The sequence below is a fragment of the Deinococcus aquaticus genome (genome assembly GCF_028622095.1).
GTDB classification, from domain to species: Bacteria; Deinococcota; Deinococci; order Deinococcales; family Deinococcaceae; genus Deinococcus; species Deinococcus aquaticus.
The window spans coordinates 305,647-321,186 of the sequence record NZ_CP115165.1 but is presented as its reverse complement, the minus strand read 5'-3'; the positions used below and the strand labels follow the sequence as shown (position 1 = coordinate 321,186).

General features: G+C 69.1%; 12 protein-coding genes. 3 read left to right on the top strand and 9 right to left on the bottom strand.

Annotated elements, in window-relative coordinates:
• Window positions 1-19: 19 nt before the first annotated feature.
• From M8445_RS01555 to M8445_RS01535, 5 genes are all read right to left on the bottom strand, one after another.
• Complete coding sequence (locus M8445_RS01555; RefSeq protein WP_273989188.1) at window positions 20-727, bottom strand: ABC transporter ATP-binding protein; 708 nt, start codon at window positions 725-727, stop codon at window positions 20-22.
• Between the two features lie 141 nt (window positions 728-868).
• A complete protein-coding gene (locus M8445_RS01550) occupies window positions 869-1,648 on the bottom strand; it encodes an ABC transporter ATP-binding protein (RefSeq protein ID WP_273989186.1) in 780 nt (259 codons plus the stop codon).
• Window positions 1,645-2,574 (bottom strand): branched-chain amino acid ABC transporter permease, encoded by a 930-nt coding sequence (locus M8445_RS01545; protein ID WP_273989185.1) that lies wholly within the window; start codon window positions 2,572-2,574, stop codon window positions 1,645-1,647. The genes M8445_RS01550 and M8445_RS01545 overlap by 4 nt, the downstream gene beginning before the upstream one ends.
• A 2-nt stretch (window positions 2,575-2,576) precedes the next feature.
• Window positions 2,577-3,551, bottom strand: a complete 975-nt coding sequence (locus tag M8445_RS01540) for a branched-chain amino acid ABC transporter permease (RefSeq protein ID WP_273989183.1) — start codon at window positions 3,549-3,551, stop codon at window positions 2,577-2,579.
• Between the two features lie 99 nt (window positions 3,552-3,650).
• Window positions 3,651-4,850: an ABC transporter substrate-binding protein gene (locus M8445_RS01535; RefSeq protein WP_273989182.1), complete on the bottom strand. Its 1,200-nt coding sequence runs from the start codon at window positions 4,848-4,850 to the stop codon at window positions 3,651-3,653.
• Between the two features lie 311 nt (window positions 4,851-5,161).
• On the opposite strand from M8445_RS01535, the gene M8445_RS01530 reads away from it, so the two are divergent.
• Complete coding sequence (locus M8445_RS01530; RefSeq protein ID WP_273989181.1) at window positions 5,162-6,112, top strand: hypothetical protein; 951 nt, start codon at window positions 5,162-5,164, stop codon at window positions 6,110-6,112.
• Window positions 6,109-7,089: a FadR/GntR family transcriptional regulator gene (locus tag M8445_RS01525; protein WP_273989180.1), complete on the top strand. Its 981-nt coding sequence runs from the start codon at window positions 6,109-6,111 to the stop codon at window positions 7,087-7,089. The genes M8445_RS01530 and M8445_RS01525 overlap by 4 nt, the downstream gene beginning before the upstream one ends.
• 188 nt (window positions 7,090-7,277) lie before the next feature.
• Here M8445_RS01525 and M8445_RS01520 read toward each other — a convergent pair whose 3' ends face one another.
• On the bottom strand, window positions 7,278-8,981 hold the full coding sequence (locus tag M8445_RS01520) for a helix-hairpin-helix domain-containing protein (protein WP_273989179.1): 1,704 nt from the start codon (window positions 8,979-8,981) through the stop codon (window positions 7,278-7,280).
• A gap of 195 nt (window positions 8,982-9,176) precedes the next feature.
• On the opposite strand from M8445_RS01520, the gene M8445_RS01515 reads away from it, so the two are divergent.
• Window positions 9,177-12,539 carry a type ISP restriction/modification enzyme gene (locus tag M8445_RS01515; protein ID WP_273989178.1) on the top strand — a complete coding sequence of 1,121 codons (3,363 nt, stop codon included), beginning with the start codon at window positions 9,177-9,179 and terminating at the stop codon, window positions 12,537-12,539.
• Between the two features lie 77 nt (window positions 12,540-12,616).
• On the opposite strand, the gene M8445_RS01510 is transcribed toward M8445_RS01515, so the two are convergent.
• From M8445_RS01510 to M8445_RS01500, 3 genes are all read right to left on the bottom strand, one after another.
• Window positions 12,617-13,402, bottom strand: coding sequence for a histidinol-phosphatase (locus M8445_RS01510; protein WP_273989177.1), 786 nt, complete (start codon window positions 13,400-13,402; stop codon window positions 12,617-12,619).
• Between the two features lie 31 nt (window positions 13,403-13,433).
• Window positions 13,434-14,423, bottom strand: a complete 990-nt coding sequence (locus M8445_RS01505; protein ID WP_273989175.1) for an MBL fold metallo-hydrolase — start codon at window positions 14,421-14,423, stop codon at window positions 13,434-13,436.
• Window positions 14,424-14,486: 63 nt separating this feature from the next.
• A complete protein-coding gene (locus tag M8445_RS01500; protein WP_417323645.1) occupies window positions 14,487-15,377 on the bottom strand; it encodes an EamA family transporter in 891 nt (296 codons plus the stop codon).
• Window positions 15,378-15,540: the final 163 nt, after the last annotated feature.

Below are 15,540 nucleotides of genomic sequence, written 5' to 3'. Positions count from 1 at the left end.
CCGCCCCTGGCGGCCGCCTCTACCCGCCCAGGTAGGCGTGTAGCACGCGCTCGTCGTTGACGAGCTGGGCGCTGTCGCCCGTGAAGGTCATCTGCCCGGCTTCCAGCACGTACGTGCGGTGCGAGGCGTTCATGGCGAGTTTGGCGTTCTGCTCGACCAGCAGGATGGTGGTGCCCTGCGCGTTCAGGTCGCGGATGATGCTGAAGATCTCGCGCACGATGATCGGGGCGAGGCCCAGCGACGGTTCGTCCAGCAGCAGCAGCTTAGGGCGGCTCATCAGGGCGCGGGCGATGGCCAGCATCTGCTGCTCGCCGCCGGACAGCGTGCCTGCCAGCTGGTCCCTGCGTTCGCCCAGTCGCGGGAACCGTTCGTACATCTCGTACATGTCGGCCTTCACGCTGGGGCCGCGGCGGGTGTACGCGCCGAGTTCCAGGTTGTCCTGGATGCTCTGCCGGGCCAGCACCTGCCGTCCCTCGGGGCTCTGCGCGATGCCGAGTTTCACGGCCTCGTCGGCGGGCAGGCGCGTGATGTCGCGCCCCCCGAAGCGGATGGTGCCCGACAGGGGCTTCATGAGCCGCGAGACGGCGCGCAGCGTGGTGGTCTTGCCCGCGCCGTTCGCGCCGATCAGGGTGACGACCTCGCCCTCCTCGACGGTCAGGGACAGGCCCCGCACGGCCTGGATGGCGCCGTAGTTCACGCTCAGGTTCTCGATTTCAAGGAGTGCCATCTCACTCGCCTCCTTCCGGGGGCTGACGCGTTTGTGCGGCGGCCCTCCGAGCGGATGCGAGCAGGAACAGAAGGCGGGGCGCGGAAGTGGAGCGGGTTCGGGGCGGGGTTCCCTGAATCCGGGGAATGGACGTGCTCTGCATCATTCGCCTCCCAGGTACGCTTCGATGACTTTCGGGTCGCGCTGCACCTCGGCCGGGTTGCCCATGGCGATCAGCTGCCCGAAGTTCAGGACGGCCACGCGGTCGCACAGGTTCATGACCAGCGGCACGTGGTGCTCGATGACCAGCACGGTCAGGTCGAACTGGTCGCGCACCTGCCGGATGAAGCCGGTCAGCTGACCCTTCTCGCTGGTATTCATGCCGGCGGCCGGTTCGTCGAGCAGCAGCACGCGCGGTTCGGTCGCCAGGGCGCGGGCGATCTCCAATCTTCGCTGGTCGCCGTAACTGAAGTTCGCGGCCAGTTCCCCGGCGCGGTCGGCCATGCCGACCAGATCCAGCAGTTCCCACGCGCGGGCTTCCACGCGGGCCTCCTCGGCCTTCGCGCCGCCGAAGACGCCGCGCCACAGCCCGGCGTCCGTGCGGACGTGCTGCGCGATCTTCACGTTCTCCAGCGCGGTCAGGCCCTTGAACAGGCGGATGTTCTGGAAGGTGCGGCTCAGGCCCAGCGCCGCCACGCGGTTGGGTTGCAGGCCCGTGACGGTCGTGCCCCGGTACGTCAGGGTGCCGCTTGAAGGCGGGGTCAGGCCGGTCATCAGGTTGAACAGCGTGGTCTTGCCGGCGCCGTTCGGGCCGATCAGCCCGAAGATCTCGCCCTCGCGGACGTCGAAGGACACGTCGTTCACGGCGATCAGGCCACCGAACCGGCGGGTCATGTTACGGGCCTCGAGCACCACGCCCCCTGAAGAAGTGGCGGCGGTCATGGCGTCACCTCGGCGGGCTTGACTGGTGTGGGCCGCTGCGGCGGTCGGGGACGGCCCAGTTTCTCCAGTGCGCCCACGATGCCCTGCGGCAGGTACAGGCTCGCCACGACCAGCACCAGCCCGTTGATCACCAGTCGCCAGTCCGCGAGGAAGCGCAGCACTTCCGGCACGGCGGTCAGCAGCGCGCCGCCTACCACCGGGCCCCAGATGTTGCGGCTCCCGCCGATCAGCACGAAGGCCAGGATGGCGATGCTGGCGTCGAAGGTGCCCTGCCGGGCGTTCCACGAGCTGAGCAGCGGCGCGCTCATGGAGCCCACGATGCCTGCCAGGACCGCGCCGGTCACGAAGGCCAGTACCTTGTACCGCGTGGGCGGCACGCCCATGGCGTCGGCGGCCAGTTCGTCCTCGCGGATGGCGCGCAGGGCGCGGCCCACGCGCGAGCGTTCCATCTGCCGCGCGAACAGCAGGGTCAGGATCAGCAGCGGCCCGAAGATGAACACGTACTGCCAGCGGTCGACGATCCCGAACGGCTGCGGAATTCCGAACAGTCCGATGGCCCCGCCCGTGACGCTCAGGTTCAGGCTGATGACACGCAGGATCTCCACGAACGCGATGGTCGCCAGCGCCAGATAGATACCGCGCAGCCGCAGCGCCGGGACGCCCACCAGCAGCCCCAGCAGGCCCGCCAGGACTGCCGCGACCAGCCACGTCAGCGGGAACATGGCGTTCCCCAGCGTGTCGCGCAGGCCCGCGAAGGCCGGGTTGGTCAGCAGGATGGCGGCCACGTACCCGCCCAGCGAGTAGAACCCGGGACTGGCGAGGCTCAGTTGCCCTGCCTGCAACGGGAAGTACAGACTCAGGCCCAGCAGGCCTGCCTGCAACATGGTCACGATCAGGAACCCGTACGTCGAGAGGAAATCAGTCATGCTTACACCTTCTGGATGGCGCTGCGGCCCAGCAGCCCCTGGGGCCGCACGAGCAGGATGACGAACAGCAGCGCGAACGCCACGGCGTCCTTGTACGCCGAGTACTCGGAGGGCACGAAGGCCTCGGCCAGCCCGATCACCAGTCCGCCTAGCACCGCGCCGGGAATGCTGCCCAGGCCGCCCAGCACGATCACGGCGAGGCCCTTGAGGCCGTACACCACCCCGAAGTACGGGCCGGCCACGCCGAACGCCGTGCCGACCAGCGTGCCCGCCAGTCCGCCCAGGAAGCCGGACAGGAAGAACGTGATCAGGATGAAGCGGTCCACGCTGATGCCCAGCAGGCTGGCGGTCGTGGGGCTTTCCGCCACGGCCCGCAGCGCCTTGCCGATTTTCGTGCGGCCGATCACGTACCCCAGCACGGCCAGCATGACCAGACTGACCGCGAAGATGATGACCTGCACGGTGCGGATGATGACGATCTTGCCGCCCAGCGTGAACGACAGCGCGGGCGGCGTGTCCCCGTACGCGTCCGACGGGAAGTTGTAGATTTCCGCGCCCACAAGAAGCTGGATAAGGTTCACGATGACCAGCGCCACGCCCAGCGAACTGACCAGCGCCAGCAGCGGATCGGCGCCGCGCGAGCGCATGGGCCGGAACGCCAGCCGCTCGATCAGCACGGCGACCAGCCCCGCCAGGGTGGCGCCCAGCAGCGTGGCCAGCGCGAAGGTCAGCGGCTGCCCCGAGAAGGGCGAACCGTCCGGGAACAGGTTCACGCCCTTGAGCAGCCCGTTGTTCTCGAACTGCCCCACGACCAGCGTGTACGTGAAGTACGCGCCCAGCGTGAACACCGCCCCGTGCGCGAAGTTGATGATGCCCAGAATCGAGAACACCAGCGTGTACCCCAGCGCGAAGATGGCGTACACGCTCCCGATCGCCAGGCCGTTCATGAGGTTCTGAATGAACTGACTCAGCTCCATGAAAGCTCCTTTCAGGAGAACGCCGTCAGCGTCCAGGGGCTGACGGCGGGGAAGGACGTGACCCGGCGGCAGGGGGCCGGCCGGGCCTGAGGCTGCGGCTTACTTCAGGTACACGAACGAGCCGGTCTTGGCGTCCTTCATCCTGATCTGCGCGACGTAGAACTCCTTCTGGATGACCTCGCCTTCCTTATCGAACGCGATGGGGCCCAGCGGCGTGCTGTACTTCCCGAGCAGGATCTGCTTGTTCAGTTCCGCGCGCAGGTCGTCCAGGTCCCAGGTGTTCAGCTTCTTCTTCCGGTCGATGACTTTCAGGGCCTCGACCATGACCTGCACACCTGCGTAGGCCTGCGCGGCGAACTGCGGCGGGGCTTTCTTGTACTGTGCGGTGTACTCCTTGACGAACACCTGATTGGCGGCGCTGGGCTGCGCGGGGCTGTACGCCTGCGCGATGATCACGCCGTCGCAGAGTTTCTGGCAGACGGGGAACATGTTGCTGGTGTTCAGGCCGTTCCCGCCGATGATCAGGCCCTTGTACCCCAGCTGCCTGAGCTGCTTGACGAGGTTCCCGCCGTCCGCCGCGAGGCCGGAGATGATCACGAGGTCCACCTTGGCGTTCAGGACGGCCGTGACCTGCGTGGTGAAGTCCGTGTCGGTCGTCTGGAACTTCTGCACGGTGGCGACGGTCAGGCCCTGGTCCTTGGCGGTCTGCTGGAAGGTGCCGGTCTCGCTGGTCGAGAAGGCGTCGTTCTGCGCGTACAGCACGGCAACTTCCTTGATCTTGGGGTCGAGTTTCAGGGCCTGCCGCACGGCGTTCGGCGCGACGACGGCCACCGGCGCCGACACCCGCGCGATGAAGTTCCCGATCTGCGGGATGCCCTTGGCGGTGTTGCTGGGCCCCAGGACCGGTACTTTGGCGCGCTCGGCGATGGGATCAGACGCGAAAGCCTGCTGCGACAGGGTCGGCCCGACGATGCCCAGCACGCGGTCCTTGGTGATCAGGTTCTGGAAGGCGTTGATGGCGCCGGCCTCGTCCCCGCCGGTGTCCTGGAAGACCAGTTTGAAGGGCGTGCCGTTGATGCCGCCCCGGCCGTTCAGGAACTTCTCGGCGAATTTCGCGCCGATCACCTGCTCCTGGCCCAGCAGGGCGGTGTTGCTGGTCTGCGCGACCGCCACCCCGATACTGATGGTCTCGACCTTCTGCGCCTGAGCGCCGAGGCTCAGGCTCAGGGCCAGCGTGGCCCCCAGGGCGGGATGGGCGAATGACGGCAACTGGGAACGGCGTTGAGCAGGGTGACGCATGGCGACTCCTTGTGCAGGCGCGGCAGGCCGGTGTCTCCGGGCCACGCTGAAACGCGGTCCGCTGCGGGGGCGCGGCGTCGGTGCCGGGCGCAGCGGGCTTGTGTTGTGGGACACGGCGAGTGTAGGCTGGCCTCACCTTTCAAGTCAACTGTTCGAATGTTCAGATCAATGAACCCGGTTCATTCTTTGTGGATCCGTGTGGACCTGCCCCCAACCGGCCGCCTCTCTGCCAGACTCACCCTGATTCACCGACCCAGTTCCCGCCGCAGTTGCCGCAGTCCACTCCCCGCCTTCAGCCTCCCGGAGCGCGCATGACCGCCACCCGCCCCGCCACCCACGCTGCCCCCCCCGCCCCCCGCCGGCCCAGCCTGCGCACCAAGGCCCTGCTGATCACGGTCCTGCCCGTCCTGACCCTGGGACTGCTCATCACCCTGATCCTCACCCTGCAACGCCGCGCGGAACTGGACACCATCTCCCGCGCCGTCAGCCACACCGCCGCCAGCCTGCTCGCCTCCACCCTGGACGTGCAGGACCTGAACCTTGTCGCCACGCAACTACGCGCCGCCGTCTCCGCACCCGACGTGGCCTTCGTGGACGTACAACCTGCCGGGAACACCCCCCGCTTCTTCACCAGTGACACCCCCGACACCGACTGGCACCTGCGCGCCCAGCTCGACACCCACCAGCGCGCCCACCCTGGCCAGACCCACCTGACCCTCCCCGACACCCGTGCCGACGCCTACCAGAGCGCCCTGAACGCCCTGCAACCCGGCACGCCCCCCAGCGTCCGCGACCACCTGCAGGCCCGCCTCGGCACCCTGCAAGCCGCCGGCGGACACCCCACCACCTACGAACTGACCACCCTGGACGTGTACGAAACGCCGTTCGGCACCCGCACCCTGCGCCTCCCCGGCGACCCCGCCCCCCCCGGGCAGCTGCTGTTCCGCCTGGGCATCGGCGTCACCCTGAACGACATGAACCTCGCCCTGCAACGGCAACTGCACCTCGTGCTGCTCGCCTGCGCCGTCACCGCCCTGATCGCCGCGTACGCCGCGTGGCGCGCCATGCGCCGCCCCCTGCGCGTCATCCTGGCCATCACGGACGCCGCGCAGCACGCCAGCCTCGGGCACCTGGGCGACCCCATCACCGTCACCCCCGGCGGCCGACCCGACGAACTCACGGACCTGATCACCGCCATCGAACGCCTGCGCGTCAGCCTGCACCTCGCCCTGACCCGCCTGCGCCCCGGAAACCGCCCATGAGCGACCCGGCCCCCACCTTCACCGCCGACACCCTCGAAAAACGCTCCCTGGGCGAACACATTGCCGCGCACCTGCAAGAACTCCTGCTCGACGGCCGCCTGAAACCCGGCGACACCCTCCCCAGCCAGCGGGAACTCGCGCAGCAGTACGGCACCAGCGTCGCCGCCGTCCGCGAAGCGATCTCCATCCTCTCCGCCAGCGGCGTCCTCGACGCCCGCCCCGGCCGGGGCACCGTCATCCTGCCCGTCACGCAGCAGGCCCCCAGCATCAACCTCTGGCTGGGCGCCGTGCACGACGAGACCGAAGCGCACGCCTTCCTCGATACCCGGCAGGCCCTCGAACACTACACGATTGCCCGCGCCGCCCGGCACGCCACGCCCGAACAGCACGCCGACCTGCTGGAGCACCTGCACCGCATGCGCGACGCGCAGGGCGAACCCGAAGCGTTCATCCAGGCCGACCTCGCCCTGCACATGGCCATCGCCCAGGCCGCCGGGAACCCCGTCGTGCTGCGCCTCCTGCGCGCTATCCACATGCCCCTGGCGAACCTGCTGCGCGCCATCAGCACCGACCTGATGCTCGCCGGCCGCTTCCCCGCCCTGTACACCACGCACGAACAGATCATCCACGGCATCATCCGCCGCGACCCCCACGCCGCCACGCAGGCGTTCGACCACATGCTCGACCAGACCACCGAAGGCGGCACCCTGGAACGCGCCCTCGGCCACCCCGAACGGCCCGAACCCCCCCTCGGCCCCCCCTTCCTGGAAGACCTGCACTGGAACCTCACCCGCCTCATCGGCCCCATGGCCGACATCCTGATCCCCGAAGCCGCCAGCGAACTCGGCCTCGACCCCGACGCGCTGACCCGCACCCACCTGCCCCGCTACCTCGGCAACCTCGCCCGGCAACTCCCCGACGGCAAACAGGCCGAATGGGCCGCCCTGAGCGGACTACTGGAAAAACGGTACGGGTGAGGTAGGGGGAACTGGGAAGTCGGCGCGCCGTACGAACCCCTCCGCCCCTCCAGGGCACCTCTGCTGCGCAGCTCTGCGAGTCCCCTCAAGGGGAGGCAATGAGCTGCTTGTTGGCTCCCCTTGACTTGCAAAGCTCCGCAGGAGAGGGGAGCTGGCCGCACAGCGGACTGAGGGGTTCGCCCACCGCATTACCTTCCCGCCCGCTGCTCCCGGACGAACGCCAGGAACGCTTCCCGGTCCAGGGTGTTGATGACGTGGGCGGGTGTCAGGCCGGCCTTGCGGGCGATCATCACGCCGTATTTCGCGTCTTTCAGGCCGCCCGGCACGTGGGCGTCGGTGTTGATGGCGAACGTCACGCGGTCACGCCACGTCAGGGCGATCCGCCAGTCGATGTCCAGGCGGTAGGCGTTCGCGTTGATCTCGACGACCGTGCCGCGCTCGGCGCAGGCGGCCATGACGGCGTCCATGTCGAGGGCGTAGCCGGGGCGGCGCAGCAGCAGGCGGCCCGTGGGGTGCCCCAGGATGGTGACGAGGGGGTGACTGGCGGCGCGGATCAGGCGTTCGGTCTGCCGCTCGGCGCTCAGCGTGAAGAGGCTGTGGACGCTGGCGACCACGTAATCCAGTTCGGCCAGCACGTCGTCCGGGTAGTCCAGGGTGCCGTCGTCGAGGATGTCCACCTCGGCGCCCGCCACCAGGGGCAAGCCCGCTGATTGCAACTCGCGGATCTCCTTCAGTTGCGCCTGGAGGCGTTCGATGCTGAGGCCGTTCGCGTAGTGCGCGGCGCGCGAGTGGTCGCCGGTGCCCAGGAAGCCGTGGCCCAGGCGGACGGTCTCGGCGGCCATGTCGGCAATGCTGCTCGCGCCGTCCGACCACGTGGAGTGCGTGTGCAGCATGCCGCGCAGGTCGCCCACCGTCACGAGCTGGTCCGGGTGGGGGAGGGCTTCCCACACGGCGTCATGCTCGGGGTCGCGGTACTCGGCGGGACGCAGCGGCAGGTCCAGGGTCTTCATGACGTCGGCCTCGGTAGGCGTGTCCAGCACCGCGCCTGACCGGATCAGGCCCCGCCCGCTCAGGTCGAAGCCCCGCACCTTCGCCTCCTCGCGCAGCGACTCGCGGTACGCGGTGCCCCCGCCCATCATCAGGTCCAGCGCTCCCCGGACGCCCGGCGTGGGCGCGTACGCCACCTCGACCGGCACGCCATCCACGCGGCCCGCGAACAGCGGTTTCTTCTCGACCGGTTCAAGCCCCTCGACCACCCCGGCCAGCCGCTCCTGCACCTGCTCCGGCGAGGCAGTCACGGTCACGCGCGCCACCCGCACCGTGTCCAGACCCCGGCGCACATCCCCCGACACCTGCGGCTCCAGGCCGTCCAGCACCCGGCACAGGCCCTCCGCGACCTCCAGCGCCGTGCTCAGGTGCTGCCGTTCCTGTGCGCCCAGCGCGAACTCCACCGCCTCCAGGAACGACGCCGCACTCTTCGCCCCGAACCCCTTCAGACCCGCCACGCGCCCATCCCGGCACGCCTCCCGCAGCCCCTCCAGCGAATCGATCCCCGCGTCCCACAACGCCCGGATCTTCTTCGGCCCCAGCCCCCGCACCCGGAACAGACTCAGCACGCCCGCCGGAATCAGACTCGCGGCGTCCTCCAACGGACCGAACACCCCCGTCCGCACGTACTCCAGCAGGTCCGCCGCAATGGCCTTCCCGACCTTCGGGATACCCGCGAACGCCCGCGCGGCGAGTACATCCACCTCATCCTGCACGCCCTCCAGGCTGCGCGCCGCACTCCGGAACGCCTGCGCCCGGAACGGATCATCCCCCACCCCCAGCAGATCCAGCAGATCCGCCGTGGTCTTCAGTGCGCCCACCAGGGACTTCTTCGTGACATCCATGCACCCAGAGTAAGGGGGATGGTGACTGGAAGACCATCAGGTGCGCCGCGTGCCATGAGCAGCCGGGCCGGTAGATGACCCCTCAGTCCGCTGCGCGGCCAGCTCCCCCCAGGGGGAGCCAGGAGGACACCCGTTGTCCGTGATAGGCGCGCAACCCGGCACCCCAGGGGCGCGGTCAGTTGATACGGTGACGGCATGCCCGCCAGCACGCCCAACGCCGAAACCGCCGTCCAGACGTACTTCCATGAAGTGCGGGCCGTGCACGCCACCGGCGCAGGCGTCGCCGAGACCAGTTACTACCCGGCGCTGTTCGGCCTGCTGGGCAGTATTGGCGCCACCCTGAAACCCCGCGTGCACGCCGTGAATCACCTGAGCAACCTGGGCGCCGGAATCCCCGACGGCGGATTCTTCGATGCAGGGCAGCTTCAGCGCGGGCAGGAACAGGACGTCCTGCGCGGCCAGCTGCCCAGCCGGGGCGCGCTGGAAGTCAAATCCCCCGCCGAGCAGGTCGCGGATATCGCTACCGGCACGCAGGTCGCCAAATACCTCGACCTGTACGGACTGGTGCTCGTCACGAACCTGCGCGCCTTCGCGCTGTACACCCGCGAGAACGGCCAGCCGAAACTGCTGGAACACATGGAACTCGCCCCGAACGCCGCCGCGTTCTGGACATTGCTGCGCGACCCGGACGCCCAGTCGGCACACGCCGCGCCCCTCGCGGAATTCCTGACCCGCGCCCTCCAGACCGGTGCGCCCCTGAGCACCCCTGAAAGCGTCGCGTGGTTCCTCGCCAGCTACGCCCGCGAAGCCAAACACCGCCTGAGCCACACCCCGCTGGAAGCCCTCGCCCCGCTGAAACGCGCCCTGAGCGAAGCGCTCGACCTGCAATTCCAGGACGAACAGGGCGAACGCTTCTTCCGCTCCACCCTCATCCAGACCCTCTGGTACGGCCTGTTCAGCGCGTGGGTGCTGCACAGTGCCCAGCAGCCCCAGCTGCCGTTCAACTGGCGGGCCGCCGCGTGGGAACTGCACCTGCCCGTCATGCAACGCCTGTTCGGGGAACTCGCCAACCCCTCCGCGCAGCACAGCCTGAACCTCACCGACCTGCTCGACCGGACCGCCGCCACCCTGGCCCGCGTGGACGTGACCACCTTCACGCAGAAATTCCAGGGCGACGCCGTGCAGTACTTCTACGAACCGTTCCTCGCCGCGTACGACCCGGAACTGAGAAAACAGTTCGGCGTGTGGTACACCCCACCCGAAGTCGTGCAGTACATGGTCGAACGCGTGGACACCGCCCTGCGCGAGCAACTGAACCTACCCCTCGGCCTCGCCGACCCCAGCGTGTACGTCCTGGATCCCGCCACCGGCACCGGCAGCTACCTGACCGCCACCCTCGACCGCATCTGGCGCACCTTAAAGGCCCAGCCCGACTTCGACGACGCCACCCTGGACGACCTGCGCGCCGCCGTCAAGGAACGCCTGATCGGCTTCGAGATCATGCCCGCCCCGTACGTCATCGCGCACCTGCGCCTCAGCCAGCAACTCGCCCGGTACGGCGTCACCCTGCGCCCCAGCGACCCCGCCCACCCCGCAAAGCCCGAACGCGCCGCCGTGTACCTCACCAACGCCCTGACCAACTGGCACACCATCCCCGAACCGCTGTCCATGCCGGAACTCCAGGCAGAACAGGACGCCGCGCAACACGTCAAGAAAAGCGCCCCCATCCTGGTCATCCTGGGCAACCCCCCCTACAGCGCCTTCAACGGCACCAGCCAGACCGAGGAAGGCGACCTGATCGCCCACTACAAGCGCGGCCTCGTCACCGAGTGGGGCATCCGCAAATTCAACCTGGACGACCTGTACGTCCGCTTCTTCCGCATCGCCGAACGCAAGGTCGCGCAGGGCGGGCGCGGCATCGTGTCCTTCATCAGCCCCTCCTCGTACCTGAGCGACCCCAGCTTCGTGGTCATGCGCAGCGCCCTGCTGAACGAATTCAACCACCTGACCTTCGACAACCTGAACGGCGACAGCCGCGAAACCGGCAAACGCACCCCCGACGGCCAGCCCGACCCCAGCATCTTCAGCACCCCCAGCAACCGCGCCGGCATCCGCAGCGGCACCGCCGTATCCCTGCTCGTGAAAACCGGACTGGGCGGCGAACCCGCCGTGCAGTACCGCGAATTCTGGGGCGCAGGCAAAGGCACCCAACTGCTGACCGCCCTGCAAGACGGCGGCCCCGCGTACTACCCCGCCGCGCCCACACCCGCCAACCGCTACACCTTCCGCCCCGAAGACAGCAGCGCCGACTACCAGAGCTGGCCGAAAGTGGTGGAACTGGCCGGAGAAGCACCGATCAACGGACTGATGGAAAAGCGGGGCGGCGGACTGGTGGGGTTTGACCGTGCCGCTGTTGAAGCGAAGATGCGCCCCTACTTCGACTCCAACGTGACTTGGGAGAATTACCAAATCATCAATCCAGAGCTGTCGAAAGACGCATCCGGGTATGACGCTGAGGCGACCCGAGGCAGAGTTCGAACTCAGACTCGATTTCAGGCAAGGAACATCGTCCCCTATCTACTTCGTGCATTTGAGGTCAGGCAAGCGTACTTTTCAGACCATTCGACACTCTGGAATCGCTCACGCCCGACGCTTTGGGCGCAGCTACCGGGTAACTCCTTTTTCGTAACCCGTCCGGCGGCGGCAGCCTCGGATGAGGGCACTCCGTTCTATTTCACGTCCAATCTGGGTGATAACGACGCGCTGAGGGGACACGCCTACTACATACCCGTCCTGTGGCGTTCCGAGGCTCCCGCTTCTGACGGTCTGTTCGCCTCTTCTGAACCGACTCTCCGGGCGAATCTCTCGGCGCAGGCACGCGCTTACCTCGCCGCTCTCGGTGCGCCCGACCCGGACGCCTCGCCTGCCGGGGCGGCGCTGCTGTGGCATCACGCGCTGGCGGTGGGTTTCAGCGGCGCGTACCTGAGTGAACACGCGGGCGGCATCGCGGGCGACTGGCCGCGCATTCCGCTGCCGGGTTCACTGTCGGCCCTGACGGAATCGGCGGCGCTGGGGGCGCGGGTGGCGGCGCTGCTGGATGATCCGCAGGTGCCGACCCGTGCGGAGTTGGGTGCGGTGGGTCGCCTGAAGCGCGTGGGCGAGGACGTGCATGGGTACGAGGTGCGGGCCGGGTGGGGTGCGGTGCAGCGGGGGAACGTGGTGATGCCCGGGCGGGGCCGGACGACCGAGCGGGCGGCGGACGGGCTGCCGCCGGGGCTGGGGGACCGGGTGCTGGACGTGGCGCTGAATGACGCGTGGGTGTGGGAGAACGTGCCAGTGCCCGTGTGGGAGTACACGATTGGCGGGTATCAGGTGATGAAGAAGTGGCTCAGTTACCGCGAGTTCGGCGTGCTGGGCCGCGCCCTGACGCTGGATGAGGCGCGGGAGGTGAGTCGCATGGCGCGGCGTCTGGCGGAACTGGTGCTGCTGGGACCGGACCTGGACGCGAGTTACGCGCGGGTACAGGGTGACGTGTGGGCGTGGGGTGCTGAGCGCTGAGTAGACCTGCGCTGGTGGGCGACCCCTCAGTCCGCTGCGCGGCCAGCTCCCCCCAGGGGGAGCCAGGGGTCCAGGTGCTACCCGTGCCGGACGCGTCCCTGGTACGTCACGATCCGTCCGCCGACGTCGTGAATCTGTTTGATGGCGTCGGTGAAGCGGTGGCCGACCTCGCCGGGCTTGTGGGCGTCGCTGCCCAGCACGAAGGGGATGCCGCGTTCGGCGGCCTGCCGGGTCAGGTCTGGGGCGGGGTAGGCCTCGGCGACCGGTTTGCGCCACCCGGCCGTGTTGAAGTCCAGGCTCAGGCCGCGTTCGGCGATCACGTCCAGGGCGTGCAGCGCGGCGTACCCGTCCGGGTCGCGGTGCCCGAATTTCTTGGGCAGGTCCAGGTGCCCGATACTGTCGAATAGGCCGGATTTCGCGGCGCCCTCGGCCAGGGCGTAGTAGTCGCGGTACAGGCCCGCAAGGTCGCGGCTGTCGTACTCCGCGGTGAACTCCGGGTTGTCGAAGCCCCATGCGCCGATGTAATGCACGCTGCCGATCACGTAATCCCAGGGGTGCGCGCCCAGCACCTCCTCCACGAAGCGTTCCGTGCCGGGGTGGAAGTCCGCCTCCAGGCCCAGGCGCACGTCCAGCCGCCCGGCGAACTCGGCCTGCACGGCCCGCACGTCCTCCACGTACTGCGCCAGCTGATCCAGGCGCATGCGCCACGGCGCGTCGTACCACGCGGGCATCGGCATGTGATCCGTGAAGCAGATGCCCGCCAGTCCGGCGTCCAGCGCCGCCTGCGCGTACTCGCGTGGAGACCCGCTCGCGTGCCCGCACAGGGGTGTGTGCATATGAGAATCGAACAGCGGTCCAGTCATGCCCATAGGGTACGGCAGCCCCGTGCGTTCTTCAGGCCAGCCAGCCGTCCGGGAAGCGCGCGGCGGGGTGGATGGCCTGCGCGGCATTCAGCATCTCGGGCCACTGTTCGGGTCGGTAGCGGCGGCTCAGGTGCAGCAGCGTCAGCGCGGGCAGGCCCGCCGCGTGGGCGAGGGAGGCGACCTGCGTGACGGTGGTGTGCTGGTGCCGCGTGGCGAGCGCGTGGTCTTCGGGGGCGTACTGCGCCTCGGCGTACAGCGTCTGCACGCCGCGCAGGATGGGTGCGAGGCGGGCCTGCTGCGCGTCGTCCAGCAGGAAGTCCGTGAGGTACGCCAGACTCTCTCCGGTCTCCCGTTCCATCAGCGCGGCGCGCAGGGCAGCGGCGTCGTGCGGCTGACCGTTCACGTCTATCTTTCCGGTCGCGCCACCTTTCAGCGCGGCCAGCCAGGGGCCGGGGCGCAGGCCCAACCCTGCCAGGGCGGCCGGGTTCACGCGCTCCCGGTCGGGTTCCCGCAGGATGAAACCCAGGCTGCGCCCGTGGTGTTCCAGCGGGACGGCCTGCACGCTGATTTGCGGGGTGGTCAGGACCGTGCCGTCGTGCGCGCGGCTGCCCGCGTCGTGGGCCACGGCGAAGGCCTCGTGCGCCTCGAAACGGAAGGACTGCACGTGCTTGTCGTGAACGTCATGCACGAACCACTGGCCCCGCAACTCCGGCGCGTGATTCCACCAGAACCCCTGAAAGCGGTGCCCGAGGATGCGGGCCGTGCCGGGCGGCCCCCAGGCGTGCGTGGGCGCGGGCCGGTCGAAGGTCGCGCGGAAGAAATCGTCGAAGCCGCCCACGTGATCCATGTGCAGGTGCGAGAACAGCAGGTGGTCGGTGGCCTGCACCTCCGCGAAGGGTACGCCGTCCAGCACGTGCGCGCCGCAGTCCAGCAGCAGGCGCGTCTGCCCCTGCCCGCTGTCGGCCACGACCCACAGCGCGTTGTCTTCTGCCGGTCGGCCCAGCACCCGTGTCCTCAACATGCCGCGCAGCGTACCGGCCGCAGGGTGCGGCGTGCCATGCGCCGGCTGGCCTACGCTGCCTTGCTACGCCGCTGGAGTGCGTTGCTCCGCCCGGTGCCACCAGCGTCCGCCGAATACGTGCAGGATCAGGCCGGCGAACACCAGGGCCGCGCCGATGGCCTTGCCGGGCGGGAACGCCTCCTGGTACACCAGGGCGCTGGCGATCAGGCCGAACACCGGGACCAGCAGGGACAGCGGGGCGACGCGGGCCGCGCCGTGCCGCTGGATCAGCGCGGCCCACACGCCAAAACCCAGCACCGTGTTGCCCAGGCCCATGAACAGGATGGCCGCCCAGAAGCCCGCGCCGGACTGCGTGAGGGTGCGGGTCACGGCGTCCCAGCCGTCCACGAGGCCCGCCAGGATCGTCAGGGGAATGGGCGGGATCAGGGCACTCCAGACGACCAGACTGAACATGTTCGCGCCGCCGGACGCCCGCACGATCAGGTTACTGACGGCCCAGCCGAGCGCGGCGGCCAGCGTGAGGCCCAGGCTCAGCAGGGTCAGGTCCCCGCCGGACAGCGCGCCGATCACGCCCATGCCCGCGAAGGCCAGCGTGATGCCCGCCACCTGCCACGGCTGCACGCGTTCGCCCAGGAAGCGCGCGGCGAGCAGCGCCGTGAAGAACGCCTGCATCTGCATGAGCAGCGAGCCCAGGCCGGCGCTCATGCCCAGCCCGATGGCGAGGTACAGCAGCCCGAACTGCACGACGCCCACCGCCAGCCCGTACCCCCACAGCAGCCGGGCGGGCATCTGCGGGCGCGGCACGAACAGCACGGCAGGCAGGGCCGCGAGCGCAAATCGTAGCGCGGCCACCAGTAGCGGCGGGGCGTCCGCCACGCTCCACTTGATGACCACGAAGTTCACGCCCCAGATGCCCGTGATCAGCAGCGCCAGCAGCAGCGCGCGGGCGTTCAGGGGCGGCAGGACGGTGGGGGTGGGGGAGTCGCTCACTGCGCGCGAGTGTACGCCCGTGCATGCCGCGCGGCCGGTCGGGTGCGGCGAGGCATCCCGCAGAACCGGACGCCCCGCCCGCCGCGTGGCCCGGCGGCGGCGCACCGTTGACCCCGTCAAGTGTGCA